Genomic DNA, 23,433 nt, shown 5'->3' on the forward strand with positions numbered 1-23,433 from the left:
CGTGGCCCTGAGCAATCGCGACCGAATCGACCGAATGTTTCAGGCAATGGCCCCCCCGCTCGATGACTTCATTGCGTCCGTTATCGGCCAAGGTGATCCAGCACTGGGAGCGGCATGGACAAAGCTGGTTCAATTAAAAGACGGGAAGAAGGGCGCGCCGTCAGAAAAGACGTATAACCCGCTCGACCCGCAGGTGCAGTTCCGAATTCTCACCGAATCAAACATCACCCACGGGTTCAAGACGAGTTGGTACCCGTTCGATGAGACGCTCGGCAAAGCGGGCAAGTCGTACGCGATCGAATTGCGGGAGGCCCGGAACACGTGGGCGCACAACGGCACCTTCACAGATGACGACGCCTATCGCGCACTCGACACTGGTGAACGGCTCCTGAAACTGATTGGCGCCGCCAAGGAAGCCGACGAGGTCCGCGTTATACGCCTCAACCTACGTCGTGTCACCGCCGACAAAGACGACAAGAAGACACTTAAATCCGCCGTCGACAATCCCGAGGCCGCCGGCCTGAAGCCGTGGCGTGAAGTGCTACCGCCGCACCACGACGTCGCTACAGGCAACTTCGCCGCTTCCGAGTTCGCCGCTGACCTCTACAAAGTCGCCTTCGGCGGTGAACAGGATTCCGGTTACGCCGACGCCGTCGAGTTCTTCCGCCGCACCTACCTCACCGAAGGTCTGACCGATCTCGTCGGCCGCGCAGTACGTCGGCTATCCCGCGACGATAACGCACCTCCAGTCATCAATCTGCAGACCAACTTTGGTGGCGGCAAGACCCACTCGATGCTCGCACTCTGGCACGTCGCCGCGGGGATACCCGTCGGACAGTACCCCCAGGAGACTCAAGAGCTGCTCACGAAGAATGGCTATTCAGGAACCAAAGTCAACCGGGTAGCCATCGTCGGTAACCATTTCAGCCCATCAGGCGTGACCAAGGAGGACGGCACCCACGTCAACACCATTTGGGGTGAACTCGCCTGGCAACTTGGAGGCCGCGAAGCCTACGGCTTGGTTGCGAAGGCCGACGCGGATCGGACCACACCCGGCGAAGCCCTGCACGATCTACTGGCGAAGTACTCCCCCGCCGTCATCCTGATCGACGAATGGGTTGCCTACGCCCGGTCGCTAGTCGGTCGTGACGACTTGGCCGGCGGCACCTTCGACGATCAATTCACCTTCGCTCAGTCCCTCACTGAGACTGCGAAAGGCACTCCTGGCGTGCTCCTGGTAATTTCGATCCCCGCGTCGGAATCCGGGGAAGACAACGACAAGATCGTCGCGGGCAACGCCGAAGAGGTCGGTGGTGCGCATGGCCTAGAAGCTTTGAAGCGGTTGCAAAACGTGGTGCGACGGGTCGCAGAGCAATGGCGGCCAGCCTCGTCAGCCGAGGCCTACCAAATCGTGCGGCAACGTCTCTTCGTGCAACCCGACGGAGCCGCGCTAGCCTCGATCGGCGCTACTGCGCGGGCCTACGTCGACATGTACCGCAAGTACACCGACGACTTCCCCCGCGAATCCCGAGACACCGCATACGAAGAACGCATCAAACGTACCTATCCCATCCACCCAGAGCTGTTTGACCGGCTCTACGAGGAGTGGTCGTCGCTGGAGCGATTCCAGCGCACCCGCGGTGTGCTGCGGTTGATGAGCACCGTGATTCACGCGCTGTGGACCGGTGATGACGCTTCACCGTTGATCATGCCGGGGTCGATCCCGTTGGCGACCGCGAACGTGAATGCAGAACTAACTCAGTACCTTCAGGACTCGTGGAAGGCGATCATCGACGCTGATGTCGACGGACCCAACTCCGAGCCAGCGCGGATCGACAAGGAGAAGCCGCTTTTCGGACAGCGCTCGCTCACCAAACGCCTTGCCCGCACGGTGTTCTTCGGTGCCGCACCCACAATAGGCTCCGCCCACAAAGGCCTCGAAACCCAACGGGTATTCATCGGGACCGCCGTCCCAGGTGATGTCCCGGGGAACTTCCACTCCGCGCTGACCCAGCTCGGAGATCGTGCGACGTACTTCTATTCCGGCTCCGGCAAGTACTGGTACGACCTGCAGGCCAACATCACGCGCACGGCGAAGGACCAGGCTGAGCGTCTCCATAAAGAGGATGTTTGGGCCGAGATCGTTCGCCGACTTCAGGTCCAAGCTCGTACACGCGGTGATTTCGCCGGAGTCCACGTCTGCCCCGAGTCGAATGCCGACATTCCTGATACCGACGAGGCGCGGTTGGTGATCCTGCACCCGAAAGTCGCGCACAAACGCGGAACTGATTCGGCGGCCAAAGCATTCGCGCAGAAGGCGACGGAGCAGCGCGGCACTGCGAATCGCACCAACCGAAATATGTTGGTGTATCTGGCCGCTGACGAGGCGCGACTGGAAGAACTTGACAGTGCAACGCGCGACTATCTGGGGTGGACTTTAGTGCTTGCCAGCGAAGCCGCGCTCGATCTCACCGACAATCAGAAGAAACAGGCGGCTCAGCGGCAGGCGCAGGCCGACCAGACCGTGAAATCGCGTCTGCTGCAAACATTTACGTGGGCGCTTGTGCCGTCGCAGCCGGATGCGAGCGCACCATTTATTGTCCGCGAGACGAAGGTCGAGGGCCAGTCGGAATCGCTTGCCGAACGGGCCTCTCGAAGGCTGGGTAGCGACGGTGACCTGTCGAATCGGCAGGCGGCCGTCACAGTTCGCCTCGCTATCAACAAGGTGCCGCAGATCTGGAAACACGGCCACGTCTCGTTGGGCACCCTGTGGGGCCTGTACTGCCAGTACCCGTACATGCCGCGGCTGCAAGATCGGCGAGTGCTGGAGGAGGGCGTCCTCGACCTACCGCTCATCTGGGAGACCGACGCGTTTGCTCTTGCAACCGGCGTGGACGACGCTGGGCGATACGTCGGACTCTGGATCCCAGGGGATGCGAATTCAGCTCCCACGCCAGCGGACTCGCTGCTCTTGGTGCGTCCGGACTTCGCGGTAGAACAACGGAACCACGAAGCACCCCCCGAACCTCCTCCTGGCCCCGGTCCTGAGCCCGGACCCGTCCCTGGCCCTTCGCCCGGGCCGAAGCCTGGTCCGATCGATATCGCGTTCACGCGCTTCTACGGCGTGAAAACGCTCAGCTCGGACAAGATTGCGATGGACTTCAAGAACATCGCCGATGAGGTGATCGCGAACCTCCGAGAACAAGGCATAAACCTCGTCGTGAAGATCGAGATCGAAGCAGTCGACTCGGGTGGCTTTGACGAGAACAAGATTCGTACAGTCTCGGAGAACGCAAAAACGTTGAAGTTCGATCAGTCGGGATTTGAATCAGAGTGAAGAGGAGCCAGAGTTGCGACCCAATGGGTGCGCGGATTGATACTTTGAAGCGCGTGCGGCGCACGATCGTCGCCACCGCGGGGCAGGCCGGATGAATGAAACCTACGCGTTCGTTTGTGTCGCGTGATATGGAGGCAAGATGCCGGTCGGCAATTTGAGAGCAGCCTATGCCTATCACGTGATTCCAAAGCAAACGGAGAATGGCGCTGAGGGTGGGGCAATCTCGATCACAAGCGAGCTATCCACAGCGCTTGATTCGACGTTTGACCGTTCAAAAGTAGCCACTGCGCCAGTTGTCTCTTTCAATGTCGACACCAGTCCAGGTTCCCGTCAGCATGTTATCCGCGACGCCGCTTTGGAGATCGCCTTCGGTGACGATCGCGCGGCCGACTCTGCAGGTCCACTCGCCGTGAGGCTCGCGGAGGTAATGGATCAGCGCTCATCCCCCACGTTATTGTTGGTGTCGGTGCACGACACTGATACAGCTGGCAAGCGGAGATGCTTACTTTGGACATTCCCGCAACAAGAAGTATTTGACCTCGATATTGCAAAAGAGAACGTGCGTCTAAATGTACGCGATGCATTTATACGGGAGTCGAGTCTTCGTAAGGTTGCATTTCTCGAGGGACGAAATGACAGAACTGGGATGCTGACGGCCAGAGTTTTGGATTTTCAAGCGAGTTCCACTGAGCGCACAGCTGCTGATCTGTGGATAGTGAAGTATCTGGATGCTCGGCTGCAAATGAGCGGACCGGAGGGTACACGCCTATTAGCCAGGGCGATTCGGTCGGCCTTCACGCGTACAGCCGGCGACCAGCAGGCGCACGACGAGCTGTCGGCGGCGATTTCAGCGATCCGAACTAGCCCGCGACGCAGATGGACAATCAATGACGTAAGTTCGACTTTTCTTGGTCCAGTAGCCAGTGCCGCGTTGACCACAGGCCTGGGAGCGGAGGTGCCAGCCGCCGCCTTTGACCTCGATCTCCCGACATTTGACGCGATCGTGCAGTACAAGCGCTTCACGCTGGACAACGGAATCGTGGTGTCGGCCCCCTTTGCTGAAATGGGAGACGACGGCGGAGTCGAGGTGACGGACACCCCGACCGGCCGTCACCTGAAGGTGGAAGGTCAGATCGAAGGGGAGCAGGTGAGAAGTCGTGGATGAATCCGCGGTGCGCGACCAGTATGTGAGGCGGTACCCATTGTTGCTCGAACTGGCCGACACTCTTCAAGCAAACACGCTTGATGCTTTGGCAGGAGTGCCTCATATAGACCGTGTTGCTTTCCGCGCCAAATCTGTAGATTCGTTCGTTGCGAAGTCGCTAGATTCAAAATATAAGCAGCCATTATCCGAAATTGAGGATCAAATTGCAGGCCGCGTTATAACGTTCTTTCGCGACGACATAGAGACGGTTCGCGCAGCACTGAACTCCTGGTTTGGTGCGGTCGAGCGAGAAACCAAAGAGCCCAGCACACCAAATGAATTCGGCTACGAGTCGGAGCATTTCGTCGTAGTTATCCAAGAACATATTAAACCGACCGGCTGGAATGATCACCCGGATATGCCAAATACGTTCGAACTGCAGGTTCGTACGCTGTTCATGCATGCATGGGCCGAACCCCAGCACGATCTGGGCTATAAAGGCTCTGACATTGATCGACAAACTAAGCGAGAGCTCGCGTGGATCGCTGCCTCGGCGTGGGGCGCAGACAAAACGCTAAACGAGCTGGCCGCCCGGCTGGCGAAAAGCTAGGCTGCGGCATCGCCAACAGATGTGCCGTCAGCGTGCGGTCAAAGCTGTTGCTCGAATGCGATGAAACCGTTGCCACCTATAGGGCCAGTCGCTGAAAGAATGAAAAATCAAGGCTGCTACGTGTTCAGTTTATCGCTGCTGCGCCGGTCAGATTAGTGCGCGGGCGGCGGTCATCTGCAAACTGACAGTCCGATCCGGAACTAGTTGGGAGTAATCCGGGAAAACCTGGTAGCTGTCCGAATTTTCGCCCTCGGCGACGAGATGCGGATGCTGGTCAGTGCGGGCCCTGGTGCCGAGTGTCGGCATCTGGCGGGTCGGGCTGCCGAACGAGTATCCATGTCGGTCGTCGGCGCGACTGGTCCACGGGTGCGTCCCGAGTCCGTATTCGCGGCGACGTCGCCCTGGGTCTCCTCTCCCGTTTCGTGCACCAATACGTCACTGTGACGAAACATTCATGGGGCGCTCGGCCCGAGACTCTCGCGATAATTCCAAACCCTGGGGCGCGATATGCGAATCGCATCGCCGCCGGACTGCAAGAGTTGGAACGTCAAGAGCGGCAACGGCCTTCGTGGATATCACAACTAGCACTTGAGGTCGGCGACGCCGATCCCGGGCCGTGCACCGACCGAGATGGTCATCGCTTCTCCGCCCCACCAACCCACGATCCTGCTAACAAAACGTCACTGTGACGTAATGCCCACTCCCCGGCGTGAGGGTCTGAAGTCCTCTGCAATGATGTCCGGACGCCCTACCGCTGGTGCGGCGGCGACGACGACGATTGGCGCCATGACGATAGTCGACGCGGACCGCCTTCTGATCGAGTCGGCGATGCCGCGCTTCGACACGACGATCGCCGAGCACGTCGTTGTCTGCGCTTCCCCGTCGACCACCTACCGCGTCGCGCGAAGCCTCGACTTCCTCTCGGTTCGTACGCCGGTGCTGACGGCGTCCATGTGGATCCGCGGACTTCCGTCGCGCCTGCTGGGAAAGCCCGCCACGCCGCCGCCGGCTTTGGTCTTCACCGAGGACTCCGCGCCGCTGCCTGGCTGGCTGCTCCTGGGTGACCGACCCGATCGCGAGATCGCCTTCGGTGCCGTCGGAAAATTCTGGCAACCGGCCATCGAGTGGCGCGATGTGCCCCGCGCAGAGTTCCGCGACTTCAACGATCCCGGGTGGGGAAAGATCGCAGCGAACTTCTCCGTGAGACCGTACGGCCAAAGCACGCTGCTGAGCTACGAATGCCGCACCGTCACCACCGATACCGACTCTCGGCGGAAATTCCTGCGGTACTGGTGGCTGATCCGCCCGTTCGTCGGCCACATCATGAGGGCGACATTGGCGAAGATCAAAACCGATGCCGAGGTGGCGGCCGTGACCTAGCGTGCCCCCCGGCGAAATACGTCACTGTGATGAATTGCGCTGGGGTGCAAGGCTATTGAGCTACAGACTACGGTCCGCCTCGCGGTCCATCGTCAGCCGGTTGAGCGGGACTGCGGGGTGCCTCGTCATTGGACACTTGGTCGGCCAGCTCCAAACCCGCGCCGGCATAGACATTGAAGGCGATGTCGACGCCGTGCTCCTTGGCCCACTGCACCTCGTCGTCGTACCGGGCGACCGCGGCGACCCTGCCGTCGAAACCGGACTCGCGCAGACATGCCAGCGCGGTGACGTTGGCGCCGTGACGCGGCATTGCGAGCACCGCAATGCGCACCGACTCCGAGTGCCGGAGCTGATGCCAGAAATCAAGATCGGTCGCATCGCCTTCGATGACGTTCAGGCCGTCCTCCGCGAGTCGCTGGACTCGGGGACCGTCGTAATCAACCCCGATCACCCGCAACCCGTAGTGCTCGGTCATTCGCTGATAGGCCGCGAACCCGACCCGGCCCATGCCGATCACCACCACCTCGGCGTCGCCGGCGTCGGCCGGGCGCTCCTCCGGGACAAGGGTGCTTTCGTCCTGGGCGGGTAGCCGTGCCGCGATCTTCTCCACCATCAGGTGTCCGCGACCATTGACCAGCGCCGCGAGGACGAAGCTCAGTGCTACGGCGATCGACATCTCCACGAGCCAGGCCTCCGCCAGCAGCCCTGCGGAAACACCGACCGATACGACGATCAAACCGAATTCCGAGTAGTTCATCAGCCCGAGCCCGGCGAGCAGCGCAGTGCGATACCGCAACTTCATGCGTGCCAACAGCAGCACGTACCAGCCGGCCTTGAACGGCAGAAGCAGCACCATCAGCAATGCGACGCCGATGGTCGGCAGATCCGGCAGACCAGTCAGGCCAATCGAGACGAAGAACCCGACCAGCAACAGCTCCTTGATGTGGAACAGCGAACGCGACAGCTCGGAGGACGCCGAGTGCGAAGCCAGGAGCACGCCGATGATCAAGGCGCCGAGATCACCCTTGAGGCCCACCGCGGAGAACAGAGCGTACCCGGGCACCAACGCCATCACGATCCCGAACAGTGACTGCATTTCGCCGTGGCCCAGTCTGCTCCAGATCTTGCGTGCGAATCGGGTCAGTGGCCACAGCAGCACCAATGTGAGCGCCCAGGGGCTGGGCAGATGACCGCTGGTGGCGGTCAGAAACACGACAGCGACGATGTCCTGCATGACCAGGATGCCGATGGCGACGCGGCCGTAGAGCGCGTGCGATTCACCGCGCTCCTCGAGAACCTTGACCACGAACACCGTGCTGGAGAAGGACAGCGCGAAGGCCAACAGGGCGATCGTCTGCACGCTCTGCCCGGACAGCATCGCCACCCCGGCTACGGCGCCCAGCCACATGGCGACACCTCCGAACACAACGCTGAACAGCATGTGCACGGACGTGGTCAACCACACCTCGCGGCGCAGCAGAATGCGAACGTCGAGCTTGAGGCCGATCGCGAAAAGCAGCAGCGTGACGCCCAAATCCGCCAGCACATCCAGTTGCGGCACGTCCTCCACATTGAGGGCATTGATGGCGAACCCCGCTGCGAGGAACCCGACCAGGGGCGGCAGACGCACCGCCATCGCCAGACCGCCGAGACCGAACGTGATGACCAGATAGATGGCGACTACTGTCACGCGCGGCCCCTTGTCCTAGGTGTCAAGTTCTCCAAGTATCCCGGCAATCGCCGGATTCCTCTTTGGACGTGCCGCTGACCGCCCCAATTGCGTGGGCTCGAGGCGAGGAACCCTCCGGGTCGTCTCCCCTATTCGCATTGTGCCGCAGGTGAATACGTCACAGTGACGGCATCGGGCCCATCGCAGTGCGGTCACGGGTCCACGGACTCACTCCGAGATATCGGCCGTGTCGATCGGCGAAATGACAGACAGTCCCATGAACGTGCGGCACAGTTGACAGATGGCGAGCAAAGTCCCGGGCCCGAAAGACATCTTGGCGGCCGCGCAGGCGGCGGCGGACAATGCGCAGGCCGCCGCGCGGGAGGCCGCGGAGACGGCGCAGTCGGCCGCCGGCGCCGCGCTACGCATCCCGCCCGCGTCGATCCAGCTCGCGGCTCAGTTGCCGGATCTGATCGAGAATTTGGCGGTGGCAACGGAACGGCTCAATCAGGCGATCGACCGTGCCGAACGCTATTTGGCGCTGGCCGACCCGATGATCCGAACGATGGACGCGGTGCTGCCGCAACTGGAAGCCCTCGTCGCCACGGGCAACGAGGTCTATGGCGCCGTATCGTCCCTACCGGGTGTGTCGCACCTGGGACGGCTGGCCAATCGCGGCTCAGCGCCTGCCGCCAAGCAGCCCAGGGGGCGTACGCCTCCGAAGAAGCCCGGACGCTGACCGCCCGAGCCTAGGCGTCGGTGTGGTGCAGCCAATCCCGTGACCGGATGCGCCACGTCGCCTTCGCGTAGTCCAATTCCGAGTGCGGCCACTGTGTCACGATCCGTCCGGTGGGCGATCGGTAGTAGCTGTCGCACTGCGTCCAGACCGTCTGTTCCAGGTCGGCCGAAATCTGCTCGTTGTAACGCTGTTCGACGTCCGGCCGCACGTCGAGATAGCCGCGGCGCCCGGCCAACCGGCAGATCGCGCTGGCTACCAAGCGCGCGCCGGCCTCTAGGACATAGATGATCGAGTTCGCGCCCTGGTTGGTGTTCGGTCCGTACAGCATGAAGAAATTGGGAAAGCCGCTCACGGCGACGCCGAGATACGCCTGGGGATCCAGACCCCAACGGTCATGCAGGCTTTCGCCGCCCAGCCCGACGACCTCGATGCCCGAGAGATAGCTGCTCGTCTCGAAGCCCGTCGCAAAGATGATGGCGTCGACCTCGACGACGCGGCCGGTCTCGGTGACGACGGCTGACTCGGTGATTCGCCGGATCGGATCTGTCACGAGGTCGACATGCGGGTGTTGTAGTGCCAGATAATACTTCTCGCCGAGCAGGACGCGTTTGCACCGAAACGGATATCGCGGGGTCAGAGCGTCACGCATCGCATCGTCTTCGACGTGGCGGCGCAGAAAGTTCTCCGACAACTCCTGAACCACGGCCATTCGTGGATGGTCGGGTGTCAACGCCGTGTTGTCGTGCTGCAGCTTCCACAGTCGCCACCTCTCACGTAGAGCGGCCCACGGGATCCGGCGGAAGCGGGTGAGCTCGTCAGGGCTGTAGGGCCGATCCTCTTTCGGCACCATCCACGGTGGCGTCCGCTGGAAGACCGTCAACTGCTCTGCGATGGCGGCGACTTCCGGGATGACCTGCACGCCGCTGGCGCCGGTGCCGACGACCGCGACCCGCTTTCCGGTCAGGTCGACACCCACGTCCCATTGCGAGGTGTGCATCAGCTCGCCGCTGAACTCGGCGATGCCCTCGATATCGGGATAGCGTGCGGCCCCGAACAATCCCACCGCGCTGACGACGGCGTCCGCGACGAGGCTCCGGCCGTCGGCGAGCTCGATGTCCCAGTGCTTCTGCCGCTCACTCCAGACCAGCTTCTGCACGCCGGTCCCGAGCATCAGGTGGCGACGCAGGTCGAAGCGATCGGCCACCGACTCGAGGTACGAGAGGATCTCGGGCTGATAGGCGTAGGTGCGGGTCCAGCGGCGATTCGGCGCGAACGAGAACGAGTACAGATGGCTCTGGATGTCGCACGCCGCACCTGGGTAGGTGTTCTGCCGCCACGTGCCCCCGACGCCGTCGGACCGTTCGATGATCACGATGTCGTCGATACCCTTGCGTCGTAACGCAACCGCCGCGGCGATTCCGCCGAATCCGGCCCCGATGATCGCCACCCGGGGAGATCTGCCGCGGCGGGTCAACGCTCGGAGATGACCGATGGGGTATCGCCTCCTCATCGATGGACACTCGTGCGGATCTCGAATCCTTGCGGTGCGCCGTTCACGCGCGACGCGTCGAGGATGTCGGCGTATTCGGTTGGCGTGCCGAAGAAGAAGCTGCCCTGTCGCGTCTTCGCGTTCGCCTGTCCTTCCCGGTTGTAGTAACCCGGTGTGCAGGATTTCGCGCGGTCTGCGCTCGCCCCCGAACGTGCGACCACGGTGTCCACCCATGCGGATACGGCGTCGGCCGTCGCCTCCAACTCCGCTGCGTCATTGCTCAACGCCCACGAGATGACCTCTGCGGTGTGGCGCGCTTGCACATCAAGGAGGTACGGGAAGTTGACGGTGAACCCGGATTGCGCGATCGACAGGATGAAGCAGTTCGGGAATCCGTTAACGGCGAGGCCGTGCAGTGTCTGCACACCGTCGTGCCATTTGTCGGTGATCGTGACCCCGTCCCGGCCGACGATCTCGAAGCCGGTCCGCCGCGAGTAGTCCGTGCCGACCTCGAATCCCGTTGCGAAGATCAGACAGTCGATGCTGTGCTCCGTGCCGTCGACCACCACACCCACGCTGGTGATGCGCTCGACGCCCTTACCTTTTGTGTCGACAAGCGTCACGTTGTCCCGGTTGAACGACTGCAGGTAGTCGTCGTGAAAGCAGGGCCGTTTGCAGAAGTAGCCGTACCAGGGTTTGAGCGCCTCTGCTGTCGCGGGATCCGCCACGATCGAATCGACGCGGGCCCGGATCTCTTCCATCTTGGCGAAGTCGGCCAATTCAACTGCGCGTAAACGGTCTTCGTCGGACATTCCCTCGACACGGGTCTGCCGCATGACGAACAGTTTCTTGACGATGCTCGTCCATGCGTCGTCGACGAGATCCTCGTCGGCTTCGCCGCCCGCGGTGAGCAGCTGGAAGTTCTCGATGCGACGGCGCTGCCATCCGTCTTGCAGAGACCCCGACCAGTCCGGATCGGTTGGACGATTGCCGCGCACGTCGACAGTGGAAGGCGTGCGCTGGAAGACGAGCAGTTCCTTGGCGGCCTCGGCGAGGTGCGGCACACACTGGATGGCGGTCGCGCCGGTCCCGATGATCCCGACTTTCTTGTCCGCCAGATTCGCCAGGTCGGCCCCGGTGTAGTCGTAGTCCCATCGGCTGGTGTGGAACGTGTGCCCGGCGAAATCAGAGATGCCTTCGATGCCAGGCAATTTCGGCTTCTGCAGATATCCGTTGGCCATCGCGACGAAGCGGGCGCGGATGCTGTCGCCGTGATTGGTCGCGATGATCCAACGCTGCAGTTCGGCGTCCCAGCGGATCTGCTGCACCTCGGTCTGCAGGCAGATGTCGCGGTACAGGTCATAGTGCTCGGCGATGCTGCGGCAGTGCGCAAAGATCTCGGGGCCCTTCGCATACTTTTCGGTCGGAACGTAGCCAAGCTCCTCGAGCAGCGGCATGTACACGTACGACTCGACGTCGCAGGCGATACCGGGGTACCGGTTCCAGTACCACGTACCTCCGACGTCGGCGGCCTTGTCGATCAACCGGATGCTGTGTACACCGAGTTCGCGCAGGCGGGCCCCGGTGAGCAGCCCGCCGAACCCGGCGCCGATGATCGCGACATCGACCTCATCGGACAACGGGTCGCGGGTGAAGTCCCGATCGCTCCAAGGATCAGTCGCGAAGTCGGCAAACACGCCTGAGATCTCGACGTACTGCTCGATGCCGTCGGGACGCAGGCGGCGGTCGCGCTCCTGGGCGTATTTCTGCCGCAGCGCCTCTACGTCGAACTCCACGCCCGGCATCTTGCCGCGAATCTCCGTCAGGCGTCGACGTAATCCGCGAGATGTTTGCCGGTCAGCGTGGACCGCGCGGCGACGAGGTCAGCCGGCGTTCCCTCGAAGACGACCGTGCCACCGTCGTGACCGGCGCCGGGACCGAGATCGATGATCCAGTCGGCGTGGGCCATGACCGCCTGGTGGTGCTCGATCACGAGCACGGACCGACCGGCATCGACAAGGCGGTCCAGCAGCCCCAGCAGCTGTTCGATGTCGGCGAGATGCAGGCCCGAGGTCGGTTCATCGAGGACATAGATGTCGCCCTTGTCCCCCATCTGCGACGCGAGCTTGAGCCGCTGCCGCTCACCACCGGACAGCGTGGTCAGGGGCTGGCCGAGCGAGAGGTAGCCCAGGCCGACGTCGGTGAGGCGATCCAGGATCTTGTGCGCGGCCGGGTTGGCGGCATCGCCGTCACCGAAGAACGCGAGCGCGTCGGCCACCGACATCGCCAGCACCTCGGCGATATTGCGACCGCCGAACGTGTACTCCAGCACCGACGCGTGAAACCTCTTGCCCTCACACTCCTCGCACCGTGACTCGACGGTGGCCATGACGCCCAACTCGGTGAAGATCACCCCGGCGCCGTTACAGGTCGGGCATGCGCCCTCGGAGTTGGCGCTGAACAGCGCCGGTTTGACGTCGTTGGCTTTGGCGAACGCCTTGCGGATCGGGTCCAGCAAGCCGGTGTAGGTCGCGGGATTGCTCCGTCGCGACCCTCGGATCGGCGTCTGGTCGATCACCACAACGCCGTCACGGCCCGCGATCGAGCCGCTGATCAGAGAGCTCTTGCCGGAGCCGGCGACGCCGGTGACCACACACAGCACGCCGAGCGGGATGTCGACATCCACCTTCTGCAGATTGTGGGTCGACGCGCCGCGAACCTCCATTGCGCCCGACGACGCGCGCACCGAGTCCTTGAGCGATGCGCGGTCGTCGAGATGGCGTCCGGTAACGGTCTTGCTCTTGCGCAGTCCGTCGAGCGTGCCCTCGTAGACGACCTGGCCGCCGTCGCCACCAGCGCCGGGACCGAGGTCGACGATGTGATCGGCAATCGCGATCACCTCGGGTTTGTGCTCCACCACCAGGACGGTGTTGCCTTTGTCGCGCAACTGCAGCAGTAGCTCGTTCATGCGCGCGATGTCGTGTGGATGCAGCCCCACCGTCGGTTCGTCGAAGACGTAGGTGACGTCGGTCAAGGCCGACCCGAGATGGCGAATCATCTTGACACGCTGGGCTTCACCGCCGGAAAGGGTCCCCGCCGGCCGACCGAGCGAAAGATACCCCAGCCCGATCTCGACGAAGGAGTCGATGGTGTGCTGCAACGACTTCACCAGCGGGGCCACCGACTTGTCGGTGATGCCGCCGATCCATTCGGCCAGATCGCTGATCTGCATCTCGTAGACGTCGGCGATGCTGCGGCCCTTGATCTTCGACGACCGCGCGGTGTCGGATAGCCGGGTGCCGCCGCAGTCCGGACACGTCGTGAACGTCACCGCCCGTTCTACGAAGGTGCGGATATGCGGCTGCATCGCCTCGACATCCTTGGCGAGGAAGGATTTCTTGATCTGCGGAATCAGCCCGAGATATGTGAGGTTGACGCCGTCGATCTTGAGCTTGGTCGCCTCCTTGTGCAGCAGGGCGTCCAGTTCCTTCTTGGTGAACTTGTTGATCGGCTTGTTGGGGTCGAAGAAGCCGCAGCCGTTGAAGATTCGACCGTACCAGCCCTCCATGGAGAAGCCAGGGATGGTGAGTGCGCCCTCGTTGAGCGACTTGGTGTCGTCGTAAAGCGCGGTCAGGTCGATGTCGTTGAGTGAACCGCGACCCTCGCAGCGAGGGCACATACCGCCGACGACGCTGAACTCGCGGCGCTCCTTCACGGTCCGACCACCCTTGTCCATTGTGACGGCGCCGGCGCCGCTGATCGAGGCGACGTTGAACGAAAAGGCTTGTGGTGAACCGATGTGTGGCTTACCCAGACGGCTGAACAGAATTCGCAACATCGCGCCCGTATCGGTGGCGGTGCCTACGGTGGAGCGCGGGTCGGCGCCCATCCGTTGCTGATCGACGATGATCGCCGTCGTGAGACCCTCGAGCACGTCGACCTCGGGCCGTGCCAGCGTCGGCATGAAGCCTTGGACGAAGGCGCTGTAGGTCTCGTTGATCAGTCGCTGCGACTCCGCGGCGATCGTGTCGAAGACCAGGGAGCTCTTTCCCGACCCCGAGACACCGGTGAACACGGTGAGCCTGCGCTTGGGAAGTTCGACGTGAACATTCTTGAGGTTGTTCTCTCGGGCGCCGTGCACGCGGATCAGGTCGTGGCTGTCGGCGGCCTCTTGTTTCGGCTTTGACTTCGTCGGAGCCATAGGTCAGGACTGCTCCTGCACACGGACGGTGTTGCCCGCGGGATCGCGGAACGCGCAGTCACGGGCGCCCCAGGGTTGGTCGGTTGGTTCCTGCATGACGTCGGCGCCGCTGGCCTGTACCCGCTCGAACAGCGCGTCGAGGTCGTTGGTGGCCAGCATGATGCTGGCGTAGGTGCCCTTGGCCATCATCTCGGCGATGGTGCGGCGCTCGTCTTCGGTGACGCCGGGATCGGCGGCGGGCGGCGTGAGGACGATGTTCATGTCGGGCCTGCCGGCCGGGCCGATGGTGATCCAGCGCATGTCCTCGTATCCGACGTCCTTGCGGACCTCGAAGCCGAGTGCGTCGCGATAGAAAGCCAAGGACTGCTCTGGGTCGGTGTGCGGGAGGAAGCTCGCGTTGATCGTGATGTCCATGACGGTCACGCTAGCTGCGGCGCGGAATGCGGCGCTTCTCGATTCCTGATCGGTCTGGTCACCTGCTTGGCGACGCACGACGGAATTCCGGCAGCCTCGTCGGCGGCGTCGCGCCGGTAGGTGCTGGGCGGAACACCGACCAATTCGGTGAACCGGGTGCTGAAGGTGCCAAGCGACGAACAGCCGACAGCGAAGCAGACCTCGGTGACGGACATGTCGCCGCGTCGCAACAGGGCCATCGCCCGCTCGATGCGCCTGGTCATCAGGTAGGAGTATGGCGATTCGCCGTATGCGCTCTTGAACTGGCGCGACAGGTGCCCGGCCGACATGTTCACCCCACGGGCGAGCGCCTCGACGTCCAGCGGCTGGGCGTATTCGCGGTCCATGCGGTCGCGGACTGTGCGCAGCAGTCTGAGGTCGCGCAGACGCTGTTCGTCGACCGGCCCGCTGCTCATGCACGGTATGTTACGTGGCACCCGACGCCGTCACGCGGATTGTCCGGCGTGCTCATTTGAATGTCGTTGTTGTAAACAGGTTTTCAGCCTGCCCGGCCCGATTTCGGCTGACCGCAGCTGGACGGTAAAGTCGCAGGATGGCCGAGCGTATCGCCCTGTGGGGAAGGGATATCGACGACGATTCGTCGCCTGACCCCGACAGCGGGTTCGCAGGCTACGGTCATCACGACCCGATCACCGAGCCCATTCCGGTGGTTGAGGACGAATCTTGCGGTTACGGCAACGGCTACACCGATTCCAACGCTTACACCGCCGCCGAGCCTCAATACGTCGATGACCTGACGGAGAACGCCGACACCCAAGAGACCGCCGGGGCCTTCTCCTATGCCAAGCCGTTCCTCGACCGTCGCCCGGGCTCCCCTGCAGACTCGCTGACGTTCAAGCCCGCCCGCACGCCGTGGTATCGCACCAGACGCGGCCCGATCGTGCTGCTGGCCGTCGTCGCCGTTGTGGTGCTGTTGGCACTCATCCCCCTGCTGCTACGCAGCCCGGGCCCGCAGGCGCCGACGAACACACCGCCGACGGAACCGACGCCCAGCAGCGTGCAACCGACGTCCACCAGCGATGCACCCGAATTGACCAGTCAGCCCGCCCCGCCACCGCCGCCGCCGCCTCCCCCGCCGCCACCGGCACCGGACGCGCCGGTGTACCGGCCCCAATACCCGTCCTCGGGTGGCGGCTCGGGGTCGCAAGCGCCGAAACCGGAAATCGGCGTCACCCGGGCACCGATCAGCGTCGCGCCCAAACCCGTAACACCGCCGACCTCAGCGGAAGTCGGTAAGCACGGCAGCACCAGCCGCTGGTAGCCACTCGCAGTTGCTACTCGTAGTTGATGCCGGTCGGCGGAAAGGGCTTGTTTGCGAAGTCGATCTGCGCCGCCGGGTTCGCGACGGCGGTGGTCATCCCCGATCCGAACGCACCCTCGTGGTCGAACAGCGTGGCTGTTCCAACGGCGACCCCGTCTGACGCGCAGTGCGAATCACCCCTGATGCAGATCCAGTCGTCGACCGGCAGCCGGGACAACGCGACGGTCAGATCGCCGTTTATGTAGCCGACACCCTTCGTGCCCAAGTTGGTCACGAGGCTGGTCGACTCGGCGACAATTGAGGCCCGTACGAACGGCGAGAGCGGCTCCCCCGCAACGGCATTGATGCCTCCGTAGAAGAAGCTCTTGCGTGAGTCGTTCTGATGCGCCGCCGGGCTGCGCGTCCAGCCGGCATCGCTGCCGATGAAGGGCGACATCTGATCATCGGGAGGTGGTGGCGACGGAGGAGCGATCGGCGCCGTCCACAAAACACCGGGTGGCGCCGTCGAGCGTCGGTACTGGATCAACGTCGCGCGCGCGACCGCCCGACCGTCCTGGACCACATCGCATTCCGCACTGCGCACCCGGCGCCCGTCACGCACCACCCGCACGTCCACCTTCGTCAACACTGAGCGGGCCGCCCGGAAGAGGTCGACCGTGAGGCGAGCGGGCATGAAGTCCGGCGATCCGCAGCGGCTTTCGAGCACCTGCGCCGACAGCCCCACAACTGCGGGCCCGTTCAGATGGTCATCGCCCCAGTGGCTCAGCGCAAAGCGGGTCGGCATGAACCCGCCATCCTCGGTTTGCGTGAAATGCGCCGGTTCCGTTGCCATTCGCGAATCCTCGCACAGGCACCTCGCGGCCCCTCAGCCAGAAGCGGCCTTTTCCTCGTCGCGCGCATCATCTTCGGCCGGGTCGCTGTTGTCACGTCGACGCTCACGCAACACGAAGGCAGCCACCGCCAATACCAGTACCGCGACACCGAGCACCGCGACCTCGACGATCGCACGCGAGAACTGTGGCCCATCCTTCAGTAGCGTTGCCGCCTCCACGGACAGCACCACGATCTCCTTGATACAGGCCAGAATTCCGACGATGATGAACGGCTCCGCGACGATCTCACGGGACCGGAGACATGAGCGGACCGCGTACAACAGTTCGACGAAGATGAAGATCAGCAGCAGGCCGTCGAGCACCTCGAGCATGACTGTTTTGGCCGGTGCGCTTCGCAAGCTCAGCATCGTGTTGAACTGTGCCACGAGTAGGGCGACGGACCCGATGATGAGCACGACAGCGATCGCCCAGTACACGACGTCTTCCAGGAACCCGAGCGCGCGATCGGCGAACCGCTGACGTTCTTCCTCGTCGCCGTCGCCGCTCTTCGCCTTGGCCATGCGCACCTCCGAAAGGGCCCCGGATTTACCTGATCGTCAGTTACTACCCCGAGGTGGTCTTGCCCAATCTCTCATGGCCGGACGGCGATCACGGTCCAAACGCTGCGACGGCCATGCCCGTGTTGGCCGACCGTCACGTCGGTGAAGCCCGATGTGCGGCACTGGGCGGCAAATGATTCCGCTTGCTGTTCTGTCCATCCGTGGCTTGCCAGACCTGTGGCACCACGCTGCACCCGGCGTTCGACGGCGAGCAGACGGCCCTTCGGCGCCAGTAGCCGTCGTGCCTCACCGAGGCCCATGCCGACGTTTTGCCAGTGATGCACGGTCGCCAACGACCACAGGACCGTCGCCGAACCGTCCGGCAGCGGCACGCTCTCTGCGGTGCCCTCGGCCCACGCGATACTCGCGTCCCGGGTGAAGGTACGGGCCAACCGCAACATGACGGGAGCGGGATCGACACCGGTCGCCCTCGCACCGCGGCGTGCGGCCTCCCGCACCGCACCACCGGGACCGCACCCGATGTCGACGACACGGTCACCGGCCGACACTCCGGTGACCTCGACGGCCAGTCGCGCGTTGGCCCGTCCCATCCACAGCAGCATCAGCCCGACAATCGCCCCGGTCACACCAGAAAAGCCCGGGTGATCGGCGTGATGGTTGACCGGGAGTGTTTCTGGAGTGGTCATCCCACGAGCTTGCAGGTTCAAGTCGGCTTGAAGTCAAATGAGAAGCGATGGACCTCGTTCCGATCGGCGAGGCGGCGGCCCGGCTGGGGTTGTCGACCTCCGCGCTGCGCTATTACGACGAACGCGGGTTGGTCCGTCCGCAGCAGCGACGGGCGGGCCGGCGCATGTACGGTGCCGATGACCTTCGCCGCCTCGCGTTCATCAAGATCTTTCATCAGCTCGGTGTCTCGCTCGACACGGCCGCAGCCGTCCTCGATGCGCCCGCTCCCCAATGGCGAGAAGTCGTCCGCGAACAGATCGATCAACTCGACGAGGTGATCAGGCAGGCGCAGGGTGCGCAACAGTTCCTGACGCATGCCCTGCAGTGTCCGACGGAGCACCCCGCCCGCGAATGCCCCACGATGACGAGCGCGCTGGACAAGCTCGTCGACGGTATGACTGTGGCTCAAGTCGCCGAGGAGCACTCCGAGGGATCGGCCTGACTTCGCCGCCGCCGTTCCCACGGCCACGTCATGGCCGCCCAGATCGCCGCTACGAGCACGGCTCCAACCAGCACATACCAGGGCCACGGCCCCATCACATCGAGCAATGACGCGGTGCTGGGCTTCGCGTTGAGGAAGCCGTAGTTGCTGCCCGCGATGCTGTTGAACGTCATCGTGACCGCGAGCCACGTCAACGTCACCGCCACCACGAACCGATAGCTGCGCCATCCGGGCCGCATACCCCTGCCCCAGGTGAGATAGATCGCCGCCCAGACGACCAGCAGATGAATCGCCCAGAACCCCAGGAACTGGTAGTGCGGAAAGTCGGGACCGGTCAGCACCGGCGAGATCAACGCCTGCACGCTGAGTACCAGGCCCCAGTAATAGGTCAACGTGTAGGCCCACTGCCGCTGCGACCACATGGCGTAGGCGGTCACCATCGTCGCCAGATCGGTGAGATGCAGGGGCACCGACCACCGCACGTCGGGTGGGGACAATGCGTGGACGAACGCGGCGGCATAGATCGCCGCGGTGAGCGCACCGACGATCCGGCCGAACACCCGCGCCTGGCGCTCGGTCTGCCTGCGGCCGAGCCACACGACGGCGACTGCCCCCGCGACGAAGACCGCCAGCGCGGCCCAATGTGACGGGCCGTACACCGAGAACTCGCCGTGTGCGTTGATCTCACAATTCTGACCCAGCTTCACCTGCCCCGCTTTCGGGTAGATAGTGGCGGGACGTCAGAAGGGGCCATTTCGAATGAGTGAGATGAAGTTTCTCGAGCTGCATGGCGATCGCGTGGCGTACCAGGATGAGGGCACTGGCCCCGAAACGTTGGTCCTGATTCACGGAATGGCCGGCAGTTGCGGGACATGGCGCGCGGTGATCCCCCAGTTGTCCCGGAGATATCGCGTCGTCGCGCCCGACCTGCTGGGGCACGGGCAATCCGCGAAGCCGCGGGGCGACTACTCGCTGGGCGCGTTCGCTGTGTGGCTGCGGGACCTGCTCGACGAGTTGGAGGTCAAGCGGGCGACGATCATCGGCCAGTCGTTGGGCGGCGGCGTGGCCATGCAGTTCGTCTACCAGCATCCCGACTTCTGCGAGCGGCTCATCCTCATCAGCAGCGGCGGCCTCGGACCCGATGTCGGCTGGACGCTGCGCATGCTGTCCGCGCCGGGAGCCGAGCTGATACTGCCGGTCATCGCGCCGCGCCCGGTGCTGACGGTAGGCAACAAACTGCGCTCGTTGTTGTCGACAGCCGGGATTCAGTCTCCCCGCGGCGCCGAGATGTGGAGCGCCTACTCATCGCTATCGGATGGCGAGACGCGGCAGGCCTTCCTGCGGACGCTGCGCTCGGTGGTGGACCACCGGGGCCAGGCGGTCAGCGCATTGAACCGGCTGCATGTGACCGCCGATCTGCCCACGATGGTGATCTGGGGCGACCACGACCGCATCATCCCCGTCGAACATGGCTATGCCCTCCACGAAGCGCGCCCGGGAAGCCGGCTGGAGGTGCTCGACGGCGTCGGACACTTCCCCCATGTCGAACGGCCCAGCGAGGTGGTGGACCTGATCGACGACTTCATCAACACCACTGGTCAGCCCGATTCGCCGCGCCTGCGCACCAAGCGGTAGCCACCGTAAAGGACAGCAGCGACCAACAGATTGACGTAGTAGGCGATGTCGGCGCCGTGCCACGCGACCGCGACGGGCCCTTTGAGCAACGACGTGTTCATGAACGGGATGGCCGCCGCATACGCCACGACGAACACCACCAACGCGACCGCGGCATCGCGTCTGTCCGTCGGCTCCTGGGCCGGGTTGAGGCTTGCCCTGCCGCGGATCCGCAGCGTCCAGTCGATCACGACGACGGCGACGAACGCCGGGACCCAGTAACTGACGAGCAGCAGGATGTCCAGAAAACGTGTCGCGGTGTCGGCGGCGTTCAGCCAGAGGATCAGCGCGAACGCCAAGGCAGTGACGATCACCGCAGACACCGGCCTGCGCACTCTGACCCCGATGGTCTGCAATGCGAGTGATCCGCTGTAGTCGTTCATGACACCTGACCCGATCGATGCGACCGCAATGATCACCAGTGCCAGTGCTCCCAGCAGGCCACCACCCATCACCGCGCGCATGCCTTCTGCGGTGTGCTCGCCGATCACATCGGCAGCAGCGATCCCGATGCCCTGAATGAACGTGTAGGACAACACGAGTCCGGCGACCGTGAAGCCGAAGACTTTGATGCGCGACGATGCCACCGGCAGGTAACGGCTGAAATCCGCGGCATAGCTCGCCCACGAGACGGCGAGGCTGAAAGCGATGGTCACCTCGAGGACGAAGGCGCCGGCAAGGTCAGCTCCTGATACCGCGGGCGGAGTGATGATCTGGTGTCCGCCGACGAGTTTCACTGCAAAGACCACGAACGTCACGAACAGCACGACGCTGAGCACCGCCTGTACGCGGTGTATCAGTTCGTAGCCGAAAAAGCCGACGACGCCCTGGACCCCGAGCACAATCAGCACCGCCGTCCAGAACGGGATGCCCAGCAGCGCTTGTAGCGCCTCCCCGCCGAAGAGTCCGACCAGTCCCGTCCATGCGATCGACGAAAGCCATTGCAGGACACCGGGAATCACGACCGCCCCGCCGAACGCCATTCGGGCGTTCGGTAGCTGCCCCGTTCCCGTGCGCGGCCCCCACGTGGACAGGTAGCCCACGATCATCGAGCCGAGGACGGTCCCGATCACCATCGCCAGCAGTCCCAGCCAGAAGCCGAGCCCTAGCACGATCGCGAGCGTGCCGCTGAACAAGCTCGCCACGTTCACCTGCGGGGCGAACCACACCGTGAACAGCCGTCCCGGCGTTCCGTATCGCTGATCCTCGCCGATCGGCGCGATCCCGTGTGTCTCGACCGACAGATCCCCTGCCTTTGCGGGGCGGTGACCGCTGAACGTCGATTCGGTCAGCGCGCTCCTGGCGCCCTCGTCCGGCATGAGGTCATTCGATCATGACGGGCGGTCATGAGCCGGCAGAGGTCGAGGAACATAATCGAAAGCGAAACCGAAGATCAGCTAACGATCGGAGCGCCACGTGGTCGAGGCCGACGCGAACCGGTCGACCACGTCCGGCGACAACAGCACGCGGTCGAGGCTGTTGGTCGCGGGTTTGAGCGTCGTGGTGCTGACGGTCGCGGTGCTGCAGACCGCCGTGGTCCCGGTGCTCGGAATCATTGCCGACCAACTCCGCGCCTCCGACGTGGGTGTCAGCTGGGCGGTGACCGCCAACCTCCTGGCCGCCATCGCCGCAACGCCATTGATCGGCCGCGTTGCGGATCTGCACTGCAAGAAAACCATCCTGCTGAGCGTCCTCGGGGTCGTCCTCGTCGGATCCCTGCTGGCGGCCACCACGACGTCGCTGCCCCTGCTGATCGTCGGCCGCGTACTGCAGGCCGCCTCATATGCGCTCTATCCGATCGGCATCGCGATCCTGCGCGAGGAATTGCCCGAGGGCCGGCTGATGTCGGCGACGGCGGTGCTGTCGGGCACGCTGGGCTTCGGCGGCGGCAGCGGTCTCGTCGTCGTTGGCCTGTTGATGAGCGGAGACGCGGGCTATCACCGGGTGTTCTGGCTGACCACCGGATTCACCGCCGTCGTCATGCTGATCGCAATGTTCGTCGTCCCCCGGCGGCCGCGCAGCGTCACCGGGACGATCGACTGGATCGGCGCGCTCGGTCTGGCGGCTGGTCTGTCGGCCGTCCTGCTGGCGCTGACGCAGGGCCAGTCATGGGGCTGGGCTTCGCCGGCGACGCTCGCGTGCGCCGTCGGCGGTGTCCTAGTGCTCGTCGGCTGGTGGAAGTGGGAGCGGCGAGCCCAACAACCCCTCGTCTCGACCGAGATGTTGAAGCGCCGCCCGATCTTGTTGACCAACCTCGCCACCGTCTTCGTGGGAGTGGGGTTGTACTTCGCGTTCCTAGGCTTGACGCAGTTCGTCCAAATACCCAGGGAGGCAGCAGGTTACGGCTTCGGAGCGACGGTTTTGGAGGCCAGCGTGGTCTTCCTGTTGCCCGGGGTGTTCGTGGGGTTCCTCATCGCCTTGTTCAGCGGCAGATTCATCGACCGGTACGGCGCCCGCCCGGTGCTCGTGGTGGCGGCGGTCGCGGGGATCGTCGGATTCGTGTTCATCGCGTTCGCTCATTCGCAGACTTGGCAGGTCATCGTCGCGGGCATCCTCACCAACGCGTACATCAGCCTGGGCTACGGCGCGCTGCCGGCGATGGTCGTCAGCGAGGTCGACGCCAACGAGACCGGCGTCGCGACGAGCATGAACGCGATCGCACGCACCATCGGGAGTTCCACGGCGGCGGCGCTGGTCGCGGTGCTGCTCAGCAGGGTGGCCGCCGGCACGGATGTGCCACTGGAGAGCAGCTTCTTCGTCATCTTCATCGGCGGTGCCGTGACGGCCGGACTGGCCATGGTGCTCATCGCCGTTTCGCGGGCGGGAGCCCCGGAACCGGAATCCGTCGAGGCGCGCTACGAATCCCGTGCCATGAACCACGAATGGGGCTGAGA

The 23,433-nt window shown here is 63.8% G+C and carries 20 protein-coding genes; 9 read left to right on the top strand and 11 right to left on the bottom strand.

The genetic code is table 11. The annotated features are described in order from the left end of the window. The first annotated feature begins 1 nt into the window (after nucleotide 1). The 4 genes from M1248_RS24735 to M1248_RS24750 all read left to right on the top strand — a co-directional run bounded on the left by M1248_RS24735 (nucleotide 2) and on the right by M1248_RS24750 (nucleotide 6,471). Nucleotides 2–3,337, top strand: coding sequence for a Swt1 family HEPN domain-containing protein (locus M1248_RS24735; RefSeq protein WP_317150017.1), 3,336 nt, complete (start codon nucleotides 2–4; stop codon nucleotides 3,335–3,337). 139 nt (nucleotides 3,338–3,476) lie between these two features. Further along, a complete protein-coding gene (locus M1248_RS24740; RefSeq protein WP_317150018.1) occupies nucleotides 3,477–4,502 on the top strand; it encodes a hypothetical protein in 1,026 nt (341 codons plus the stop codon). After that, nucleotides 4,495–5,091, top strand: a complete 597-nt coding sequence (locus M1248_RS24745) for a RelA/SpoT domain-containing protein (protein WP_317150019.1) — start codon at nucleotides 4,495–4,497, stop codon at nucleotides 5,089–5,091. The genes M1248_RS24740 and M1248_RS24745 overlap by 8 nt, the downstream gene beginning before the upstream one ends. A 786-nt stretch (nucleotides 5,092–5,877) precedes the next feature. Then, nucleotides 5,878–6,471 carry a hypothetical protein gene (locus M1248_RS24750; RefSeq protein ID WP_317150020.1) on the top strand — a complete coding sequence of 198 codons (594 nt, stop codon included), beginning with the start codon at nucleotides 5,878–5,880 and terminating at the stop codon, nucleotides 6,469–6,471. 67 nt (nucleotides 6,472–6,538) lie between these two features. Here M1248_RS24750 and M1248_RS24755 read toward each other — a convergent pair whose 3' ends face one another. Then, nucleotides 6,539–8,161: a cation:proton antiporter family protein gene (locus M1248_RS24755; protein WP_317150021.1), complete on the bottom strand. Its 1,623-nt coding sequence runs from the start codon at nucleotides 8,159–8,161 to the stop codon at nucleotides 6,539–6,541. Between the two features lie 280 nt (nucleotides 8,162–8,441). Between M1248_RS24755 and M1248_RS24760 the strand changes: the two genes are divergently transcribed. After that, nucleotides 8,442–8,879, top strand: a complete 438-nt coding sequence (locus M1248_RS24760) for a hypothetical protein (protein ID WP_174262031.1) — start codon at nucleotides 8,442–8,444, stop codon at nucleotides 8,877–8,879. Between the two features lie 10 nt (nucleotides 8,880–8,889). Here the strand turns inward: M1248_RS24760 and M1248_RS24765 are convergent, their stop codons facing one another. Genes M1248_RS24765 through M1248_RS24785 form a run of 5 tightly spaced genes read right to left on the bottom strand, consistent with a single transcriptional unit; the run spans nucleotide 8,890 to nucleotide 15,438 of the window. Further along, entirely contained in the window at nucleotides 8,890–10,389 is a 1,500-nt protein-coding gene (locus tag M1248_RS24765; RefSeq protein WP_317150022.1) for an NAD(P)/FAD-dependent oxidoreductase, read from the bottom strand. Then, on the bottom strand, nucleotides 10,386–12,173 hold the full coding sequence (locus M1248_RS24770) for an NAD(P)/FAD-dependent oxidoreductase (protein ID WP_317150023.1): 1,788 nt from the start codon (nucleotides 12,171–12,173) through the stop codon (nucleotides 10,386–10,388). The genes M1248_RS24765 and M1248_RS24770 overlap by 4 nt, the downstream gene beginning before the upstream one ends. Before the next feature lie 17 nt (nucleotides 12,174–12,190). Continuing rightward, nucleotides 12,191–14,569 (bottom strand): excinuclease ABC subunit UvrA, encoded by a 2,379-nt coding sequence (locus M1248_RS24775; RefSeq protein ID WP_317150024.1) that lies wholly within the window; start codon nucleotides 14,567–14,569, stop codon nucleotides 12,191–12,193. Nucleotides 14,570–14,572: 3 nt separating this feature from the next. After that, nucleotides 14,573–14,983 carry a VOC family protein gene (locus M1248_RS24780; protein ID WP_163728054.1) on the bottom strand — a complete coding sequence of 137 codons (411 nt, stop codon included), beginning with the start codon at nucleotides 14,981–14,983 and terminating at the stop codon, nucleotides 14,573–14,575. Nucleotides 14,984–14,988: 5 nt separating this feature from the next. Further along, nucleotides 14,989–15,438, bottom strand: coding sequence for a helix-turn-helix transcriptional regulator (locus M1248_RS24785; RefSeq protein WP_163728051.1), 450 nt, complete (start codon nucleotides 15,436–15,438; stop codon nucleotides 14,989–14,991). 137 nt (nucleotides 15,439–15,575) lie between these two features. On the opposite strand from M1248_RS24785, the gene M1248_RS24790 reads away from it, so the two are divergent. Further along, a complete protein-coding gene (locus M1248_RS24790) occupies nucleotides 15,576–16,304 on the top strand; it encodes a hypothetical protein (RefSeq protein ID WP_317150025.1) in 729 nt (242 codons plus the stop codon). Between the two features lie 13 nt (nucleotides 16,305–16,317). Here the strand turns inward: M1248_RS24790 and M1248_RS24795 are convergent, their stop codons facing one another. The 3 genes from M1248_RS24795 to M1248_RS24805 all read right to left on the bottom strand — a co-directional run bounded on the left by M1248_RS24795 (nucleotide 16,318) and on the right by M1248_RS24805 (nucleotide 18,383). Next, a complete protein-coding gene (locus M1248_RS24795; RefSeq protein WP_317150026.1) occupies nucleotides 16,318–17,136 on the bottom strand; it encodes an acyl-CoA thioesterase domain-containing protein in 819 nt (272 codons plus the stop codon). 33 nt (nucleotides 17,137–17,169) lie between these two features. After that, complete coding sequence (locus M1248_RS24800) at nucleotides 17,170–17,697, bottom strand: phosphate-starvation-inducible PsiE family protein (RefSeq protein ID WP_163728043.1); 528 nt, start codon at nucleotides 17,695–17,697, stop codon at nucleotides 17,170–17,172. A 71-nt stretch (nucleotides 17,698–17,768) separates the two neighbouring features. Continuing rightward, nucleotides 17,769–18,383 (bottom strand): class I SAM-dependent methyltransferase, encoded by a 615-nt coding sequence (locus tag M1248_RS24805; RefSeq protein WP_163728040.1) that lies wholly within the window; start codon nucleotides 18,381–18,383, stop codon nucleotides 17,769–17,771. A 47-nt stretch (nucleotides 18,384–18,430) separates the two neighbouring features. On the opposite strand from M1248_RS24805, the gene M1248_RS24810 reads away from it, so the two are divergent. Continuing rightward, nucleotides 18,431–18,865, top strand: coding sequence for a MerR family transcriptional regulator (locus tag M1248_RS24810; RefSeq protein ID WP_163728037.1), 435 nt, complete (start codon nucleotides 18,431–18,433; stop codon nucleotides 18,863–18,865). Here M1248_RS24810 and M1248_RS24815 read toward each other — a convergent pair. Next, nucleotides 18,829–19,548, bottom strand: coding sequence for a TIGR02206 family membrane protein (locus tag M1248_RS24815; protein WP_174262227.1), 720 nt, complete (start codon nucleotides 19,546–19,548; stop codon nucleotides 18,829–18,831). The two genes, M1248_RS24810 and M1248_RS24815, sit on opposite strands and share 37 nt — an antisense overlap. 76 nt (nucleotides 19,549–19,624) lie before the next feature. Here M1248_RS24815 and M1248_RS24820 point away from each other — a divergent pair, with 76 nt between their 5' ends. After that, nucleotides 19,625–20,500, top strand: coding sequence for an alpha/beta fold hydrolase (locus M1248_RS24820; RefSeq protein ID WP_163728034.1), 876 nt, complete (start codon nucleotides 19,625–19,627; stop codon nucleotides 20,498–20,500). On the opposite strand, the gene M1248_RS24825 is transcribed toward M1248_RS24820, so the two are convergent. Then, nucleotides 20,464–21,858, bottom strand: a complete 1,395-nt coding sequence (locus M1248_RS24825) for a purine-cytosine permease family protein (RefSeq protein WP_317150027.1) — start codon at nucleotides 21,856–21,858, stop codon at nucleotides 20,464–20,466. The two genes, M1248_RS24820 and M1248_RS24825, sit on opposite strands and share 37 nt — an antisense overlap. Before the next feature lie 97 nt (nucleotides 21,859–21,955). Between M1248_RS24825 and M1248_RS24830 the strand changes: the two genes are divergently transcribed. Next, nucleotides 21,956–23,431, top strand: coding sequence for an MFS transporter (locus M1248_RS24830; protein ID WP_317150028.1), 1,476 nt, complete (start codon nucleotides 21,956–21,958; stop codon nucleotides 23,429–23,431). Nucleotides 23,432–23,433 lie beyond the last annotated feature (2 nt).

It is taken from the genome of Mycobacterium sp. 29Ha, assembly GCF_032883055.1.
GTDB lineage: Bacteria > Actinomycetota > Actinomycetes > Mycobacteriales > Mycobacteriaceae > Mycobacterium > Mycobacterium gallinarum.

What these genes read in the sequence shown, in the direction of transcription:
- M1248_RS24805 (WP_163728040.1), bottom strand. Translation starts at nt 18,383, where the DNA reads ATGACCACTCCAGAAACACTCCCGGTCAACCATCACGCCGATCACCCG.
- M1248_RS24750 (WP_317150020.1), top strand. Translation starts at nt 5,878, where the DNA reads ATGACGATAGTCGACGCGGACCGCCTTCTGATCGAGTCGGCGATGCCG.
- M1248_RS24810 (WP_163728037.1), top strand. Translation starts at nt 18,431, where the DNA reads ATGGACCTCGTTCCGATCGGCGAGGCGGCGGCCCGGCTGGGGTTGTCG.
- M1248_RS24800 (WP_163728043.1), bottom strand. Translation starts at nt 17,697, where the DNA reads ATGGCCAAGGCGAAGAGCGGCGACGGCGACGAGGAAGAACGTCAGCGG.
- M1248_RS24740 (WP_317150018.1), top strand. Translation starts at nt 3,477, where the DNA reads ATGCCGGTCGGCAATTTGAGAGCAGCCTATGCCTATCACGTGATTCCA.
- M1248_RS24825 (WP_317150027.1), bottom strand. Translation starts at nt 21,858, where the DNA reads ATGCCGGACGAGGGCGCCAGGAGCGCGCTGACCGAATCGACGTTCAGC.
- M1248_RS24780 (WP_163728054.1), bottom strand. Translation starts at nt 14,983, where the DNA reads ATGGACATCACGATCAACGCGAGCTTCCTCCCGCACACCGACCCAGAG.
- M1248_RS24820 (WP_163728034.1), top strand. Translation starts at nt 19,625, where the DNA reads ATGAGTGAGATGAAGTTTCTCGAGCTGCATGGCGATCGCGTGGCGTAC.
- M1248_RS24765 (WP_317150022.1), bottom strand. Translation starts at nt 10,389, where the DNA reads ATGAGGAGGCGATACCCCATCGGTCATCTCCGAGCGTTGACCCGCCGC.
- M1248_RS24795 (WP_317150026.1), bottom strand. Translation starts at nt 17,136, where the DNA reads ATGGCAACGGAACCGGCGCATTTCACGCAAACCGAGGATGGCGGGTTC.
- M1248_RS24760 (WP_174262031.1), top strand. Translation starts at nt 8,442, where the DNA reads ATGGCGAGCAAAGTCCCGGGCCCGAAAGACATCTTGGCGGCCGCGCAG.
- M1248_RS24785 (WP_163728051.1), bottom strand. Translation starts at nt 15,438, where the DNA reads ATGAGCAGCGGGCCGGTCGACGAACAGCGTCTGCGCGACCTCAGACTG.
- M1248_RS24790 (WP_317150025.1), top strand. Translation starts at nt 15,576, where the DNA reads ATGGCCGAGCGTATCGCCCTGTGGGGAAGGGATATCGACGACGATTCG.
- M1248_RS24770 (WP_317150023.1), bottom strand. Translation starts at nt 12,173, where the DNA reads ATGCCGGGCGTGGAGTTCGACGTAGAGGCGCTGCGGCAGAAATACGCC.
- M1248_RS24775 (WP_317150024.1), bottom strand. Translation starts at nt 14,569, where the DNA reads ATGGCTCCGACGAAGTCAAAGCCGAAACAAGAGGCCGCCGACAGCCAC.